The sequence below is a fragment of the Antarcticibacterium arcticum genome, assembly GCF_007993795.1.
Lineage (GTDB): Bacteria > Bacteroidota > Bacteroidia > Flavobacteriales > Flavobacteriaceae > Gillisia > Gillisia arctica.
Genome location: NZ_CP042476.1, coordinates 3,243,896 through 3,261,016, shown reverse-complemented (window position 1 = coordinate 3,261,016; position 17,121 = coordinate 3,243,896). Strand labels below are relative to the sequence as shown.

Genomic DNA, 17,121 nt, shown 5'->3' with positions numbered 1-17,121 from the left:
TCTTTACACAACAAACCCGGATCTGAAAAACTTTATAAACCATCTTTTAAATTAACTTAAGAGCAATGGGACCTATTCATCTGTGTATGAATTATATCACCCTTATCAAAAACACCGTACTATCTTGAAAAAAAAATTCGCAATCAGGCTTAAATTTACTTTGATACTGCTTACTTCTTTGTTGATGTTCACATCCTGTACCACCTACAAAACTGTAAACAAAACTTTTGAAAATTCAACAGCATTCCGGCAGGGTTTTTCGGGTCTGGTTGTTTATGACCCGGAAACTAATAAAACACTATATGAACACAACGCTGAAAAGTATTTCACCCCGGCTTCAAATATTAAATTATTTAGTCTTTATACGGGACTGAAGATCCTGGGGGATTCTGTTCCTGCCCTGGAATATTTTTATAATAATGACACCCTGGTTTTTTCGGGCACGGGAGATCCCTCTTTATTGAATCCAGACCTTCCGGACTCCCGTGTGCTACATTTCTTAAAGAACATAAAAGCACCACTGGCTTATATTCCTCCTGTTACAGAAGAAAAAATTTTTGGGCCCGGTTGGGCGTGGGATGACTATAATTCTTATTATTCAGTAGAAAGAACCCCTTTACCTATCTATGGTAACAGGGTGAGCTTTCAGCAAAAACAAGGGAGTGAAGCCATGAAGGTTTATCCCGCAAGTTTTAAGGATTCGCTTTTTACAGAAACACCGGCAGGGGCTTCCCAATCCGGCATTAAAAGAGACCAGGGCAAAAACAGGTTCGTTTTTTATCCTTATCAAAAGCCCGGATTCCTTAACCAGGATGTCCCCTTTAAATTCTCTTCAGAATTGCTCGTAAAATTACTCTCAGATACCCTGCAGAAAGAAGTAAGGATTTTTACCGGTGCGGTTCCCGCATCCGCAGAAAAAAATACGGTTTACAGCATCCATGTGGACAGTATGTATAAAAGGATGATGGAAGTAAGTGATAATTTTATTGCCGAACAGATCCTTTTACTTGCTTCCAAAACTATTTCAGATACCCTAAATGCGGGAATTGCAATTAGGCATATGAAGGAAAATTTTTTAAGAGATCTGCCGGATGAAGCTTATTGGGTAGACGGTTCAGGTCTTTCCAGATACAATCTTGTTACCCCAAGGTCTATGATTAAATTGCTTTCTAAAATAGAAAAAGAAGTTCCCCGGGAAAGATTATTCAACATGCTGGCTACCGGCGGAAAATCTGGCACTTTAAAAAACAGTTATATAGCTGAGCCACCTTATATTTTTGCCAAAACAGGTACTCTTAGAAATAATCATAGTTTAAGTGGATTTTTAAGGGCTAAATCTGGGAAGATCCTTATTTTTAGTTTTATGAACAGCAACTACACTGTCCCTACTTCAGAGATAAAAACCCAAATGGAATTGATCCTAAGAAATTTTTATGAAGTAAATTAATTCACCCGGAACACAGAAAACACATAAGATGGAAAGAAGGAATTTTTTAAGAAATATAGGGGCCGGAGGCCTCGCCCTATCACTAAGCTCATTTATCTCATCCCAAGAAACTCCGGGGACTTTTCATATTGAGGGGCAAATAATTCCCAACCGGCTGAAAGCAGGGGATACAATTGGAATAGTAAGCCCCAGCAGTGCTATTTTTGAATCTGAACCCTACGAAATAGCAATTGAAACCTTTGAAGCTATGGGGCTTAAGGTGAAACTGGGCAAATTCGTTAACAACCGTTACGGGCACCTTGCAGGCACAGATGAGGAAAGAGCCGGCGAGTTAAATGAAATGTTCAAAGATCCGGAGATCCATGCCATCATCGCTCTTCGTGGTGGTTCAGGTGCTGCCCGCATCCTGGATAAGGTTGATTACCAGACAATAGCAAAAAATCCCAAAATATTTGTAGGATACAGTGATATAACTGCGCTGCATATGGCAATTTATACAAAAACCGGGCTCATTACCTTCCATGCGCCATTGGCTGTTTCTACCTGGAACAATTTTAGTTACCCGCTTTTTCGAAAGATCATTTTTGAAGGGGAAATGGCCTTATTTGAAAACCCTGTTGATAAAGGACCCAATCTTACTGTAACCAAAAACAGAATAAGAACCATTTCTCCGGGTGTAGCTACCGGTGAACTATTGGGTGGAAATCTCTCTGTGCTCACAGGAATTATGGGATCGCAGTATTTCCCGCAACAATGGGAAAATAAAATACTATATTTAGAGGACGTGGGAGAACAGATCTATGCGGTAGACAGGATGATGTCGCAATTACAACTTGGGGGCGTATTGAATAAGATCTCCGGATTTGTTTTTGGGAAATGTACTGACTGTAAACCCGGGAGCGGTTATGGTTCCCTTACTTTGGAGGAAGTGATAGATTATTATATAAAACCCCTGGGGATACCGGCATATTCAGGGGCTATGATTGGTCATATTGATGATAATTCAACAATACCAAATGGACTTAAAGTACAATTAAACGCAGATAAGGGAACCCTGCAAATGTTAAGTCCCGCCGTTAAATAACATATTTGGAAAAAAGCCAACATTTATTAAACATGGAATTTTGAAAAAATAATGGAAAAACAACAGGCTTTTATAGATCATATTCAACAAGGTTACGCCACTAAAGGGGATTACATCTTTATGGGTGCGGCTATGCTCGATGGGCAACCACTTGCTGAAGCTCAGGTAAAGATACCCCTTAAAACCCTAAACAGGCATGGGCTTATAGCAGGAGCAACCGGAACGGGAAAAACAAAAACTCTCCAGATCCTTGCCGAAAATCTTTCAGAGAAAGGGATTCCGGTCTTGTTGATGGATATAAAAGGGGATTTAAGCGGGATCGCTATGCCTGCAGAGGATAATGTGAAACTTAAAGAGCGACATAAGAAAATTGGATTTGATTTCACCCCATCCCACTCCCCCGTAGAACTTCTTAGTTTGTCTGAACAACCCGGTGTGCGGCTTAAAGCAACCGTAAGTGAATTTGGTCCCGTGTTATTGTCAAGAATTCTGGATTTAAGTGAGACCCAAACAGGAGTTATGGGCGTGATCTTTCAATATTGCGATCACAACCACTTGCCTCTGCTGGATTTAAAAGACCTGAAAAAGATCCTGCAATATGCGACCGATGGTGGGAAGGATGAATTTGAAAAACACTATGGAAGAATATCCACCGGGTCAACCGGTGCTATCCTTCGTAAAATAGTTAATCTTGAGCAACAGGGAGCCGACCTGTTTTTTGGAGAACCCTCTTTTGAAGTTCAGGATCTTGTGAGAAAAACCGCAGAAGGGAAGGGATATGTAAATATTATCAGGCTTGATGATATACAGGACAGACCCAAATTATTTTCCACCTTTATGCTAAGCCTTTTGGCCGAGCTTTATACAACTTTTCCCGAGAAAGGTGACAGCGACAAACCTGAACTGGTGTTATTTATTGATGAGGCGCATTTAATTTTTAAGGAAGCCTCAGGCGCCCTGATGGATCAAATTGAAAGCATTGTGAAATTGATTCGTTCAAAGGGAATAGGACTTTATTTTGTCACCCAGAATCCAACAGATGTACCAAAGGAAATATTGAGCCAGCTGGGTTTAAAAATTCAGCATTCTCTTCGAGCTTTTACGGCAAATGACCGGAAGGCTATAAAATTAACTGCAGAAAATTATCCTATTTCAGAATATTATGATACCAAAGAAGTCCTAACCTCGTTAGGTATAGGGGAAGCTTTGATATCTACCCTGGATGAAAAAGGGAAACCAACTCCTCTGGCAGCGACTATGATGCGCGCGCCAATGAGCAGGATGGATATTCTTACATCACAGGAAATAACTGGAATTAACAACAACAGTAAACTTGTTTCCAAATATAACAAGTCGATAGACAGGGAAAGCGCATATGAGATCCTGAATAATAAAATAGACCGCGCAGAAAAAAAAGAAGCAATTGAAAAGGCGAAAAAGGAACGGGAGGTCATAAAACGATCCTCTTCCCCCGAAGGAGAACAAGTACAGCTCAAAATCCGGTTATCAAGGTGTTGACGAGTGCAACCTTTATAAGAGGAGTAATGAGCATTTTAAATAAAACATTTAAATAATTGCCATTTTAAGACTATGAAACAATTTAGCCTGTTATCTCTTGTCCTTCTTTTATTAATTTCCTGTGGCAGTGAAGACAGCCCATATTTAATTGATAATACCCGGGTGGGACCTTTAACAAAGGACATTAAAATAAGTCAGTTGGACTCTGTATTTAAAAATGATTCTATTGTGCGAAATTCCTCCGGAGACAAGCAATCCAACGATTTTGAGATCTTTGACCGGGATGGTACCCCCTTATTGATTTTAGAGCCCATTCAACAATTTGACTCCACTAGTACAGTAGGTTATATACAGGTATTGGATTCAAGATTTGCAACTGCCAAAGGACTAAGTCCAACAAGTACGTTTGGTGAAGTGGTTAAACATTATTCCATTTCCCGAATAGAGAACACCCTTAATTCGGCAGTGGTTTTCATTGACGAGTTAAATTTATATTTAACAATAGACAAAAAAGAACTTCCCTCCAGCCTGAGGTTTGATACCGACAGCCGAATTACCGCATCCCAGATACCGGATAATGCTAAAATCAAATATTTCATGATAAGCTGGTAAAATTTTAAGGTAAATATTGCTGAATAATCATATTATGATTTGTTTAGGAAATGTTAATTCAATTTCCTGTTAAAATTGTTTAGCTACCTTTACACCATAACCAAAACTATAAATTATGATTAAGATCTTAGCTGTTATACTATTAATTGGGGGCGCAATTGCCCTTGTAATGGGAGTTTTAGGTATTTTTGGAAGTGTAGCTTTAATGATGAGTCCCTGGGCGCTGGCCATATTAGGATTCGTTTTCTTTATAGCGGGAATTTCAATGTTGAAATATAGAAAAGATACAGATGAAGTCGCAGTAGAGAATAAAAAAGCCGATTAATAATATTTTTAAATTATATAAAGGGTTGCATAGTTTTAGAATTTGAGCGCACTTTCTGTGTCCGGATTTTCTAACTTTGCAACCCTTTAACTTTAGTCTTCATTTCATGGAACTTACCCGAATAAATAAATATTTAAGCGAAGCCGGATATTGTTCCCGGCGGGAAGCAGATAAGCTCATTGAGCAGGGAAGAGTGACCATAAATGGAAAAGTACCCGAAATGGGCACAAAAGTTGGCACGGGCGATACAATTGCTGTAGATGGAAATCCTGTTGCCGTTACAGAGGAAAAGAAGGTTTATCTGGCCTTCAATAAGCCGGTAGGAATTGTTTGCACAACAGATACCGGTGTAGAAAAAGATAATATCATAGACTTCATAAATTATCCTTCACGAATATTCCCTATAGGCCGCCTGGACAAAGCGAGCGAAGGGTTGATCTTTTTAACAGATGATGGTGACATTGTAAATAAGATCCTTAGAGCGCGGAATAATCACGAAAAGGAATATCTGGTAACCGTGAACAAACCTGTAACCTCAACCTTTATTGAAAGAATGGGAATGGGAATTCCAATTCTGGATACGGTTACAAAAAAATGTGAAGTAGAACGCCTGGGAAATTTTGACTTTCGAATAGTCCTTACCCAGGGCCTTAACAGGCAAATAAGGAGAATGTGTGAATACCTGGGTTATGAAGTAGTGCGTTTAAAAAGAACCAGGATCATGAACGTAACGCTGGATGTGCCAACCGGCCAATACAGGGAGCTCACTGCAGAAGAATTAAAAACTATTAAAACGATGGTTTCAGATTCAACAAAAACCCATTCACCTCAACCACAGTCTGCTTCCGGAAAAAAATCCAGTGAATTGCTAGCCCGAAAAACAGATTCGGGAAAGGATAAAAAGAATAGCAAATTTAGGGGCAAAAAAAATCTTAACAGATAATTAGCGGTGAAACCCGCATTTCTTTCAGGATATCTTTCTATTTTTAATTTAAATGCGGAGATCAGGTTTAATCCTTTTTATTTTTCAGGAACTTTAAATCTTCTTCCTTCAAGCGATTATTATTAAAATAGAGGAATTAATTAATGAGTACACTTCAACCTTTTCATTTAGCCATACCTGTCAATAATTTAGAGGAAAACCGAAAATTTTACCGGGAAACTCTTGGATGTGTTGAAGGCAGAAGCAGTGATCATTGGGTAGATCTAGACTTTTTTGGCCATCAATTGGTACTACACGTGCAGGAACCCCAACCCAAACCTACTGGAAAAGGTAATCCTGTAGATGGAAAGGAGGTACCAATACCCCATTTTGGTGTAGTGCTGCAATGGGAAACTTTTGAAGAATTTGCAGCCCGCCTAAAAAGCTTGAATATTGATTTTGTAATCGAGCCCTATATCCGGTTTGAAGGAAAAACGGGAGAACAGGCAACTATGTTCTTTAAAGATCCTTCGGGTAATGCTTTGGAATTTAAAGCCTTTAAAAATATTGATCAGCTATTTGCTAAATAAAAATTAATTAATGGACACTTTAAAACCCTCGCTGGTAAGACAATTATTTGTACTGCTGGTTCTTATTTTTCTGGGTTTTTTGATCTTCAGGGAAATGCTCCCCTACCTCTCCGGAGTTCTTGGTGCTATTACATTATTTGTGATCTTAAAGGGTTTTATGGCAAAGCTCCTTGCAAGAGGGTGGAAAAAGTCGCTTGCTGCAGGAACCCTTTTACTTTTATCCTTTATTGGTATTCTAATACCTGTAGGGGTAATTATTGTCATGCTTTCCAATAAAATAGGGAAAGCTGTAGCCAATTCAGAAAGAGTGATAGCGGCTATCAAAGACAATGCTAATAAACTTGAAACTTATTTGGGGTATGATCTAAGCAGTGGTATTGACAGCACCTCTATAGCCGGCTGGCTTACTTCCAATTTACAAAATCTGGCCGGAGGCACTTTTAATGCGGTAATAGCCATTGGTGTCATGTATTTTTTGCTGTATTATATGCTGGTAAACAGAGAAAAACTTAATACTACCTTAAGATCCTATATTCCGCTGGATGAAGATAATATTGAGTTAATTGAAAAAGAAGGTGATATCTCTGTGCGGTCTAATGCACTGGGGATACCATTAGTAGCTTTTTTCCAGGGAATCATAGCGTTAATTGGATATGTGATCTTTGGAGTGCCGGATCCCTTTTTCTGGTTTGCTATTACTGCAATAGGATCCATGGTCCCCTTTATAGGATCTGCCCTGGGATTTATTCCCGTAACAGTTCTATTGCTGGCCAGCGGACAAAACTGGCAGGCCATTGGGGTTTTGCTTTATGGTATTGTGATTGTGGGCACCACAGATAATGTGGTAAGGTTATACATCCTGGAAAGAATTTCCAGTGTACACCCTTTGATCACTTTAATTGGAGTAATTGTAGGGGTGCAGCTTTTTGGATTTATAGGGCTTATTTTCGGCCCCCTTTTAATTTCATTATTTTTACTCATCGTAAAAATTTATAAGAAGGAATACGGAAATGAATTAAATAATATTTAAATATTAACCATAAAACAGTAGATATGTTTAGTAAGAAGAAAACAATTGATGAAGATTATGTAAGTGGTGAAATAACCAAAATAGAAGGAGATGATGTAGAAGTGGTCATGGACAACGAAGAGCAGATCTCAGAAAAAATGACCAGCAGCAATGTACTTAAAAAATATACCGAATTAGGTAAAGTTATGTTTGGAATGCTGAAAGATTACCGCAAAGGTGTTTATACGAACGTGCCATGGTTTACCATTGCTGCCATTGCTTTCGGATTTTTATATATTCTTAATCCATTTGATATGGTCCCGGATTTTATTCCGGGAATAGGCTATATAGATGATTTCGCCGTATTTACCTTTGGCTTAAGATTTATTGAGACAGATCTCCATAATTATCTTGACTGGAAGCTTGAGGAAGAAGAATAAGAATTTAAAAAGAGAGTAAACAAAATGACCGCCAAAGAGCGGTCATTTTATTTTTATATAAGAATGCTACTTACATCCCATGCCTATGGTTGTCGCGGGCAAGCAGCGTATTTTTTAGCAACATTGCAATGGTCATTGGTCCTACTCCTCCCGGAACCGGAGTAATAAACGAAGCTTTTTTGCTCACCGCCTTAAAATCTACATCCCCGGTAATTCTATAGCCTCGTGGATTTGTATCATCTGCCACCCGGGTAATTCCCACATCAATAATAACCACATCATCTTTCACCATTTCGGCTTTAAGAAATTCGGGGTTCCCCAATGCGGTGATTATAATATCTGCCTGGGAGGTGATCTGGGTAATATTTTTGGTAAAACTGTGGGTAAGGGTAACCGTAGAATTTCCCGGGAAACCTTTTCTTCCCATAAGAATACTCATTGGCCTTCCAACAATATGGCTTCTTCCAATTACTACAGTATGTTTTCCTTTAGTTTCCACCCCATGGCGCTCCAGCAATTCAAGGATCCCATATGGTGTAGCCGGGATAAAACAACTCATATCCAATGCCATTTTTCCAAAGTTTGTGGGATGAAAGCCATCAACATCTTTCTTAGGGTCAACCGCAAGAAGTATTTTTTGGGTATCAATTTGTTTAGGCAAAGGCAACTGAACTATAAAACCGTCAATATCAGGGTCTTCATTTAATTGTTTAATTTTTTTGAGCAGTTCAATTTCACTTGAGCTACTGCTCATTCTTATGAGGGTAGATTCAAATCCTACCCGCTCACAGGCTTTCACTTTGCTGTTAACATACGTTAAGCTAGCCCCGTCGCTTCCAACAATAATGGCGGCAAGATGTGGCACCTTTTCTCCGCGGCTTTTCATTTGCTGAACTTCTTCAGCAATTTCATTTTTTATATCGTTGCTAATTTTGGTACCGTCGAGAAGCGTCATTGAAACTTTGTTTAATTAATATTAGTTCAGCTTTTTATAATCTGGCTTTGTGATCAAGCTTTTTATTAGCTCATTCCTTTCATCATCTGCATCATCTTTTTTCCGCCGCCACCCTGCATCATTTTCATCATTTTTCCCATTTGATTGAACTGCTTCAACAATTGGTTCACCTGTTGCACAGAGGTACCAGATCCTTTTGCGATCCTTTTCTTACGGTTTGCATTGATTACTGTGGGAGTGCTTCTTTCTTCAGGGGTCATGGAATAAATGATCGCTTCTACATGTTTGAAGGCATCATCATCAATATCTACATCTTTCAGCATTTTACCTGCTCCCGGAATCATTCCCATAAGGTCTTTCATAGACCCCATTTTTTTGATCTGGTGTAACTGATTAAGGAAATCATCAAATCCAAACTGGTTTTTAGCTATCTTTTTCTGAAGCTTTCTTGCTTCTTCTTCATCATATTGTTCCTGGGCTCTTTCAACAAGAGATATAACATCTCCCATTCCCAGGATCCTGTCGGCCATACGGTCCGGATAGAATACATCAATGGCATCCATTTTTTCTCCGGTTCCTATGAATTTAATAGGCTTGTTTACAACAGATTTTATAGAGATAGCAGCTCCTCCACGGGTATCCCCGTCGAGTTTGGTAAGGATAACCCCATCAAAATTAAGACGCTCATTAAAAGTTTTGGCTGTATTCACCGCATCCTGACCCGTCATAGAATCTACCACAAAAAGGGTTTCCTGTGGTTGTATGGCAGCACGTATATTGGCGATTTCGGTCATCATGGCCTCATCAATAGCCAATCTACCCGCGGTATCAATTATTACAACATTGTGTCCGTTTTGTTTAGCGTGGGCAATAGCGGCCTGAGCAATTTTTACAGGATCCTGGTTGCCTTCATCGCTGAAAACTTCTACCCCAATTTGGTCTCCAACCACGTGGAGCTGATTTATTGCAGCGGGACGGTAAACATCACAGGCCACCAAAAGAGGAGTCTTATTTTTCTTGCTTTTTAAATAGTTGGCAAGTTTACCCGAGAAGGTGGTTTTACCACTACCCTGTAAACCGGACATTAAAATTATAGAAGGATTTCCTGAAAGGTTTATACCTTCTGCCTCTCCACCCATTAACTGGGTAAGTTCATCCTTAACCAGTTTTACCATTAATTGACCGGGCTTCAATGCAGTTAATACATTTTGTCCCAGGGCCTTTTCTTTAACAGTACCTGTAAAATCCTTGGCGATCTTATAGTTTACATCGGCATCAACCAATGCCCTTCTTACCTCCTTTAAAGTTTCGGCGACGTTTACCTCCGTAATTTGCCCATGCCCCTTAAGGATGTGTAAGGCATTATCTAACTTATCACTTAAACTATCAAACATAATCTTAACTTATTTTAAACCTTATTTCCAGGTAGATTGCAAATTTAATGATTTATAGCCAAGGTTAAAAGTTTATTTCCCAATGAAACCAAGCTCATACCCTGATGCTTTTTTTTAGATATTAACCCTTATAACACCGTTGCTGCCAGTTTCATCCCAGTCAAAATCACGCACATTGAAATTACTAATATAATAGGTTGTACAATTTTCCTCACGCGAGCTAAGTGTTATTTCAAACTCTACCGCGGTTTCATTATCTGGTTTCATCGTGATGATCTTATCTCCCGTCTCAAAATTAAGATTTACCTGTATATAAGTTCTATCCAATTCTGTAATAAACCGGTAGTTGACCAGCTTATTATCTTCATCTGTCACCCGTAATTGGGAAGGCTGGAAACGGTTGGTCCTGTAAACATTTTCTCCACTTACAGCATCAATAAATTCGACATTGAAACCAACAGGCCCCGTAACACATAATTGGTCATCATCAAAACCACAGGAAATGAAACTTAAAAATGACAGAATTAAAAAACTTCAATTTATCCAATTTTTCATAAAAATATCAGTTTAAACAAAATTACATTCTTTCCGGCACCTGTATACCCAGCAATCCAAATGCCGATTTAATTACATCTCCCACTACTTTGGACAATTGAACCCTAAAGCGTTTTTCAACCTCATCTTGAGTGCCCAGAATGGTTACATTTTGATAAAAGGAATTAAATCCTTTAACCAGCTCATAGGTATAATTGGCAATTAAGGCCGGACTATGATTTTGGGCTGCCTGCTGAACGGTTTCAGGATATAACTGGATTTGTTTTATTAATTCCTTTTCCTTCTCATGTAGTTCATAATCTCCTGCCTCCAGATATTCTGCTGTGAGATCAAAATCACTTTTTCGAAGAATGGATTGAATCCTGGCGTATGTATATTGAATAAAGGGGCCTGTGTTTCCCTGAAAATCAACCGATTCTTCGGGGTTAAAAAGGATCCTTTTTCTGGGATCTACCTTCAGGATATAATATTTTAAAGCTCCAAGTCCTATTATCCGGTATAATTCGGCTTTTTCTCCTTCATTATAATCATCCAGTTTCCCCAGTTCTTCAGAAATTTGTTTAGCTGTAAGGGTCATTTGTTCTATTAGGTCATCTGCATCAACCACAGTTCCTTCACGGCTTTTCATTTTTCCAGTTGGAAGGTCAACCATACCGTAACTTAAGTGGTAAAGGTGATTGGCCCATTCAAAGCCTAATTTTTTCAGGATAAGGAACAGCACTTTAAAATGGTAATCCTGTTCATTTCCAACCGTATACACCATTCCGTTAATATGAAAATCCTTTACCCGCTGGATCGCAGTGCCAATATCCTGGGTCATGTAAACAGCGGTCCCATCACTTCGCAATACAATCTTTTCATCGAGACCTTCATCGGTTAGATCAATCCACACACTGCCATCTTCCTTTTTATAGAAAACCCCTTTCTGCAATCCTCGTGCAACAACATCCTTCCCAAGCAAATAAGTTTGGCTCTCGTAATAATTTTTATCAAAATCCACTCCCAGGGATTTATATGTTTTCTCAAATCCGTCATACACCCACTGATTCATTTTTTCCCAGAGGGCCATAACCTCAGGATCACCAGCCTCCCACTTGAGCAACATTTGCTGGGCTTCCTGAATAATAGGAGCTTCGGCTTTGGCTTCATCTTCAGTTTTACCGAGCACCATCAATTCTGCAATTTCCCTTTTATATTCCCGGTCAAACTTCACATAATAATTACCAACCAATTTATCACCTTTAAGTCCGGCTCCTTCCGGAGTTTCGCCCTCTCCATATTTCTTCCAGGCAAGCATTGATTTACAGATATGAATTCCCCGGTCATTAATGATCTGGGTTTTATAAACTTTTTTTCCACTGGCTGTCAGTATTTCAGCCACAGAATATCCCAATAAATTATTTCTTATATGACCCAGGTGTAAGGGTTTGTTGGTATTAGGCGAAGAATATTCAACCATTATGGTTTCAGCATCTCGTGGAGGTTTCAGTTTACCAAAATTTGGTGTATTGCCTATCTTTATAAATTCTTCAATGAAAAACCTGTCGTTTATCACAATGTTCAAAAACCCCTGAACAACATTGAACCGTTCGACCTCGGCTACATGTTCCACAAGGTATTCCCCAATACTTTGCCCCAGTTGAACAGGATTCGTCTTTATTTGCCGTAACATGGGAAATGTTACAAGCGTAATATCACCTTCAAAATCCTTGCGGGTGGGCTGAAATTCCAGGGTATCTAAATTAATACTATAAACCTGGGCCACTGCTTTTTTTACCTGCGTTTCTATGGTATTTTGAATATTCATTTTAAATTGTTGTAATTAGGATATATGGTAAAATTCAGGTTCCAAAGATAAGAGATTTTAACCGCAAGGGAGGAAGCATTATTCTCAAATCCCTATCTTTATAAAAAAAGAGTTATGTTGTTGAATATAAGTTATAACCGGCCTGATATTAAGGAAAAAATTAATGCGGAAGTGGGAAAGCCATTTACCCTGGTAGAAAGGTTCCGGCTAAATGGCACAGGTTCACCCAAACTTCATATTACAAGCACCAGCCTTGACATTCATAACCTCCTTGTACTGGACAATAATATGAATACCTGTAATATAGAACTCAGGCCTAAAGGTATTATCATTATGTTCCGGTCTTTGCTGGAAACCTTTGCATTAGTGATACCATTCTACAAACTCCATTTATATAAAGGTAAAGCACGGGAATATTCTTTTTACCGGGATCATTATTTTATTAAAGTAAAAGCCGGGGACCCCTCTGTTCATAAATTCATGATGAAGATCCTGAATTACAAGGCTGAAAATGCCCCGACCCAGGTTGAGGACCTATAACAGGAGTAATTGATCTGCAGGCCCGTTAACAGAGATTTACCTCTTGTTAAATGCAACGCCTCCCACAAGCGCCAGGATACCTAAAACTATCATGGCATAAGACTGGGTATTGTCGCCCTGGGCTTCAACTTTAAGCGGTCCCGCCTGCATTGACACCTCAGGGGTGAAAAGAGTATATAATCCATACGCTACCAAAAGGATCCCAACAACCAGTAAAACTATTTTTAGTGTGTTATTCATTATATAAAGATTGGTTAATTAGCGTGAAAGTAATCATTTAATCCCTAAATTATTCCTGAATTAGCTTTATCACATGAAAATATTACTCACCGGGGCCAACGGGTATATTGGTTTAAGACTTTTGCCGCAATTGCTTGAACTTGGCCATGAAGTAATTTGTGCAGTGCGTAACAAAAACAGGTTTTCTGCCAATAAAGATGTGATTTCGAAAGTAAAGATCGTAGAAATCGATTTTTTGAAAGACACTATTGCACCAGATATTATAAAGGAAATTGATATTGCCTACTATCTCATTCACTCTATGACTGCTTCCACCAAAGATTTTGATGAACAGGAAGCGCTGGCAGCCGAGAATTTCAATAAAATAATGGCTGGTACAAGTGTAAACCAGGTAGTCTATTTAAGTGGGATCGTAAATGAAGAAAAATTATCCAAACACCTCCAATCCAGAAAGCAGGTTGAGGATATACTTTATAAAGGAAATTTTAATATCACCGTTTTAAGAGCTGCTATTATAGTAGGCTCAGGAAGTTCATCCTTTGAGATTATAAGGGATCTTTGCGAGAAATTACCCGTAATGATCACTCCAAAATGGGTAAGCACCAAATGCCAGCCCCTGGCAATTCGGGATGTCCTGAATTTTCTTACAGGGGTTATTGCAAATGAAAAATGCTATAATGAATCCTTTGATGTGGGCGGTCCGGACATATTATCTTACAAAGAAATGATGCTGCAGTATGCTGAAGTGAGAGGGCTAAAACTTTATATTATTGAAGTTCCCGTTATGTCGCCAAAATTATCCTCCTATTGGTTATATTTTGTTACCTCAACTTCCTATAAACTGGCTTTGAACCTGGTAGACAGCATGAAAGTTGAAGTAATTACCAAAGATACACGACTTCAGGAAATCTTAGGGATTAAACCCATTGCATATAAAGAAGCGATTAAACTTGCATTTTATAAAATAGAGCAAAACCAGGTGGTTTCCAGCTGGAAGGATTCTATGAGCAGCGGAAGATTCAAGAATGAATTAAGTAATTATGTACAGGTGCCTACCTACGGCTGCCTCAAAGATGAAAAATCTGTCAAAATAAAAGATCCGGAATTGGTCTTGAACAGAATATGGGCCATTGGCGGCCTTAACGGATGGTATTATGGCAACTGGTTGTGGAAAGTGAGAGGATATCTGGATAAAATGTTTGGCGGGGTAGGTTTGCGCCGGGGCCGTACACATCCATCTGAGATCAATGCTGGAGATTCCCTTGATTTCTGGCGGGTTCTTTTGGCCAATAAGGAACAAAAACGTTTGCTCTTGTTTGCTGAAATGAAAGTTCCCGGGGAGGCCTGGTTGGAATTTGAAATAGATGATGAAAACGTATTACATCAAACTGCAACTTTTCGCCCCAGGGGAATTTGGGGAAGGTTGTATTGGTATACAATGCTCCCCTTCCATTATTTCATTTTTGAAGGAATGTTGAAGCAAATCTCCCGGGGACCGGATGGGTTATCCAAATCATAAATTCAGAGTAGCTTTATGATAAATTCGGGTTCTTTAAAGCCGGAATCTTAGTACATTATTATTGCTTTGGTAAAAAAACTTCAGCCATCATACAACGGGTACTGCCACCACCACAGGTTTCAATAGTAGTAATATTTGAATTTAAGATTTCACAGTGCTTTTCTATTCTCTCAACCTGGTCTGGGTTAAGACTATTATAAGCTGTACTGCTCATAACAAGATATTTCCTCTCATTTTTCCCTTTTACCTGTAACATATTACCGGCAAACTGATGCATTTGAGCCTCTGTGATCTTAATGATCTCTTTGTTATCTTCTTTTAAATGTTTTACAACATTTTTCTTTTCCTTAGGATCATCAATACTATCCAGGCAAATCACCGCAAACTCATCGGCTACACACATCATCACATTGGTGTGATAAATAGGTTTTCTTTTCCCATCTACATTTTGGAAGGCTCCAAATATCACCGGGGTGTACTCCATATCTTCACAGAATTCAATAAAAAGATCCTCATCGGCTCGGGGAGATAATGCGCAATAGGCTTTTTGATTAACCCTGTCCAGAATCATACTTCCTGTTCCCTCAAGGTAAACTTCCTCTTCCTCGGCCTGTGTATAATCAAGAACTTCTTCTATTTTAAAACCGCGGTTTTCCAATTCTTCAAAGATCTCCATACGGCGTTCCCTTCTTCGGTTTTCAGCAAACATAGGATATATAACCGCCGTTCCATCTTCATGAAAGGAAACCCAGTTATTGGGAAATATTGAATCTGGGGTATCCAGTTCGGCTCTATCATTCACAACAATAACCTCAACCCCTACCTCTTTTAACTGTACTACAAAAGCGTCAAATTCCTGTTGCGCTTTTTTATTGATTTCATCATTTTTAATTTGAAGGTCTTCCTGGAAATAATTATTTACCGCCGTTTCCTCATTCATACGAAATGCTGCCGGCCTCACCATCAAAACGGTATTGGTAATTTGATTTGTCATATAATTTATTCTCGTATTAAGGGTAGAGTTGTACAACGCAAAAGACCTTCCTGCTTGGAAATTTCAGCATAGGGAACTTCCTCGACCGTGATTCCCTGAGCTCGTAACCAGGCATTAAGACGGGTAAAGTTCTTTTCTGAAATGACTACTTCTTCAGAAATTGAAAAAATGTTGGAGTTCATGTTATACATTTCCTCCCGGGTGATCTCAAAAATATTTTCTCTTCCAAAGAGATTAACCAACCAGTTATATTCCTCTTCAATTAAAAATCCATCCTTATAAATAATGGCTTTATCTTTTCCCACGGGCTGAAAGCAACAATCTAAATGGAGAGCATTGTCCCTGGGTTCGGTATTGGATTTTCGAAGGCTGAAGGATACTACTTCTCTATGTGGAAAAAGTTCCTGAAGTGCTTCAACCCCTTTCATATTGGTTCTTGCAGTAATAAAATTCTTATAATCTTTTCCCTTATAGGTTCCTACCAAAATATAATTCTTATAAGGCATTACGTCGCCTCCTTCTACATGGGCATCTTCGGGAAGGGTTAAAACCTTTTCAGGATCAATTTGTTCAATTACGTGGTTTATTGCCTCAATCTCCTCATCACGGTCCGGCAGAATATTGGCCTTGATAAATTTATCCTCAATTACAAACGCGATATCCCGGGTAAAGATCTGGTTATAATCTTCAATTAACTTAGGACGATATACTTCAATATTATATTTCTTAAAAACTGCTGCCACCGCTTCCATTTCGGCAACCATATCTGCCTCCACAGGATAGGTGCCGGCTTTGATATGTTCAGCAGATTTTGGATCATAGGCATCTTCAAGCGCAGGAGTAGGACCATTGCTTACTGCTGTACCCAGAACCACTGCCTTGAGAGGTGCAGTTTCATTAATAATATTTAATTGTAACATAAGTTGTATTTGTGCAAATATAAAAAAAGCTCCCTCGAAAAAGTATGTTTTAAAGCTAATTCAGCCCCCTGCAGAATATGAATTTTATATTGATGGTTAAAACAATTTTTTATATTTTTCCTAACTATACACAATTATAATCTTTAGCTATATTTGCCACATCCTCAAAAACTTGCACTTAAATCTCAATTTTCTGAAAATATATAAAATATTTCTTATTGGCGTATTTTTCTTAGTGTGCTGTACATCC

At 38.8% G+C, this 17,121-nt stretch carries 17 protein-coding genes and 1 pseudogene; 11 read left to right on the top strand and 7 right to left on the bottom strand.

The features are described from left to right. Positions 1–124: 124 nt before the first annotated feature. The 9 genes and pseudogenes from FK178_RS14805 to FK178_RS14765 all read left to right on the top strand — a co-directional run bounded on the left by FK178_RS14805 (position 125) and on the right by FK178_RS14765 (position 7,947). Positions 125–1,447 (top strand): D-alanyl-D-alanine carboxypeptidase/D-alanyl-D-alanine-endopeptidase, encoded by a 1,323-nt coding sequence (locus FK178_RS14805; RefSeq protein WP_240793851.1) that lies wholly within the window; start codon positions 125–127, stop codon positions 1,445–1,447. 28 nt (positions 1,448–1,475) lie between these two features. Further along, positions 1,476–2,531 carry a S66 peptidase family protein gene (locus FK178_RS14800; RefSeq protein ID WP_146836999.1) on the top strand — a complete coding sequence of 352 codons (1,056 nt, stop codon included), beginning with the start codon at positions 1,476–1,478 and terminating at the stop codon, positions 2,529–2,531. Between the two features lie 51 nt (positions 2,532–2,582). Further along, a pseudogene (locus FK178_RS14795) lies at positions 2,583–4,105 on the top strand (helicase HerA-like domain-containing protein). A 16-nt stretch (positions 4,106–4,121) separates the two neighbouring features. Next, complete coding sequence (locus FK178_RS14790; RefSeq protein WP_146836996.1) at positions 4,122–4,661, top strand: hypothetical protein; 540 nt, start codon at positions 4,122–4,124, stop codon at positions 4,659–4,661. 115 nt (positions 4,662–4,776) lie between these two features. Beyond that, the gene (locus FK178_RS14785; RefSeq protein WP_146836993.1) at positions 4,777–4,986 is read left to right on the top strand and encodes a hypothetical protein; all 210 of its coding nucleotides are present in this window, start codon (positions 4,777–4,779) and stop codon (positions 4,984–4,986) included. A 106-nt stretch (positions 4,987–5,092) separates the two neighbouring features. Next, positions 5,093–5,929: a 23S rRNA pseudouridine(2604) synthase RluF gene (rluF, locus tag FK178_RS14780; RefSeq protein WP_146836990.1), complete on the top strand. Its 837-nt coding sequence runs from the start codon at positions 5,093–5,095 to the stop codon at positions 5,927–5,929. 143 nt (positions 5,930–6,072) lie between these two features. After that, positions 6,073–6,498 carry a VOC family protein gene (locus FK178_RS14775; protein WP_146836987.1) on the top strand — a complete coding sequence of 142 codons (426 nt, stop codon included), beginning with the start codon at positions 6,073–6,075 and terminating at the stop codon, positions 6,496–6,498. Between the two features lie 10 nt (positions 6,499–6,508). Continuing rightward, entirely contained in the window at positions 6,509–7,528 is a 1,020-nt protein-coding gene (locus tag FK178_RS14770) for an AI-2E family transporter (RefSeq protein ID WP_146836984.1), read from the top strand. A gap of 23 nt (positions 7,529–7,551) precedes the next feature. Then, a complete protein-coding gene (locus FK178_RS14765) occupies positions 7,552–7,947 on the top strand; it encodes a YkvA family protein (protein ID WP_146836981.1) in 396 nt (131 codons plus the stop codon). Positions 7,948–8,017: 70 nt separating this feature from the next. On the opposite strand, the gene FK178_RS14760 is transcribed toward FK178_RS14765, so the two are convergent. From FK178_RS14760 to argS, 4 genes are all read right to left on the bottom strand, one after another. Further along, complete coding sequence (locus FK178_RS14760; protein WP_146836978.1) at positions 8,018–8,902, bottom strand: bifunctional 5,10-methylenetetrahydrofolate dehydrogenase/5,10-methenyltetrahydrofolate cyclohydrolase; 885 nt, start codon at positions 8,900–8,902, stop codon at positions 8,018–8,020. A gap of 65 nt (positions 8,903–8,967) precedes the next feature. Next, positions 8,968–10,296, bottom strand: a complete 1,329-nt coding sequence (gene ffh / locus FK178_RS14755) for a signal recognition particle protein (RefSeq protein WP_146836975.1) — start codon at positions 10,294–10,296, stop codon at positions 8,968–8,970. Between the two features lie 114 nt (positions 10,297–10,410). After that, positions 10,411–10,671 carry a hypothetical protein gene (locus tag FK178_RS14750; RefSeq protein ID WP_146836972.1) on the bottom strand — a complete coding sequence of 87 codons (261 nt, stop codon included), beginning with the start codon at positions 10,669–10,671 and terminating at the stop codon, positions 10,411–10,413. Between the two features lie 202 nt (positions 10,672–10,873). Continuing rightward, a complete protein-coding gene (gene argS, locus FK178_RS14745) occupies positions 10,874–12,658 on the bottom strand; it encodes an arginine--tRNA ligase (RefSeq protein WP_146836969.1) in 1,785 nt (594 codons plus the stop codon). A 114-nt stretch (positions 12,659–12,772) separates the two neighbouring features. Here argS and FK178_RS14740 point away from each other — a divergent pair, with 114 nt between their 5' ends. After that, positions 12,773–13,198, top strand: a complete 426-nt coding sequence (locus FK178_RS14740) for a hypothetical protein (RefSeq protein WP_146836966.1) — start codon at positions 12,773–12,775, stop codon at positions 13,196–13,198. Between the two features lie 36 nt (positions 13,199–13,234). Here the strand turns inward: FK178_RS14740 and FK178_RS14735 are convergent, their stop codons facing one another. Continuing rightward, the gene (locus FK178_RS14735) at positions 13,235–13,438 is read right to left on the bottom strand and encodes a hypothetical protein (protein WP_146836963.1); all 204 of its coding nucleotides are present in this window, start codon (positions 13,436–13,438) and stop codon (positions 13,235–13,237) included. Between the two features lie 73 nt (positions 13,439–13,511). Here FK178_RS14735 and FK178_RS14730 point away from each other — a divergent pair, with 73 nt between their 5' ends. Further along, positions 13,512–14,957, top strand: a complete 1,446-nt coding sequence (locus FK178_RS14730; protein WP_146836960.1) for an SDR family oxidoreductase — start codon at positions 13,512–13,514, stop codon at positions 14,955–14,957. Between the two features lie 58 nt (positions 14,958–15,015). Here the strand turns inward: FK178_RS14730 and ctlX are convergent, their stop codons facing one another. Beyond that, the gene (gene ctlX / locus FK178_RS14725) at positions 15,016–15,951 is read right to left on the bottom strand and encodes a citrulline utilization hydrolase CtlX (RefSeq protein WP_146836957.1); all 936 of its coding nucleotides are present in this window, start codon (positions 15,949–15,951) and stop codon (positions 15,016–15,018) included. A gap of 5 nt (positions 15,952–15,956) precedes the next feature. Further along, entirely contained in the window at positions 15,957–16,871 is a 915-nt protein-coding gene (locus tag FK178_RS14720; RefSeq protein ID WP_146836954.1) for a dimethylarginine dimethylaminohydrolase family protein, read from the bottom strand. Positions 16,872–17,121 lie beyond the last annotated feature (250 nt).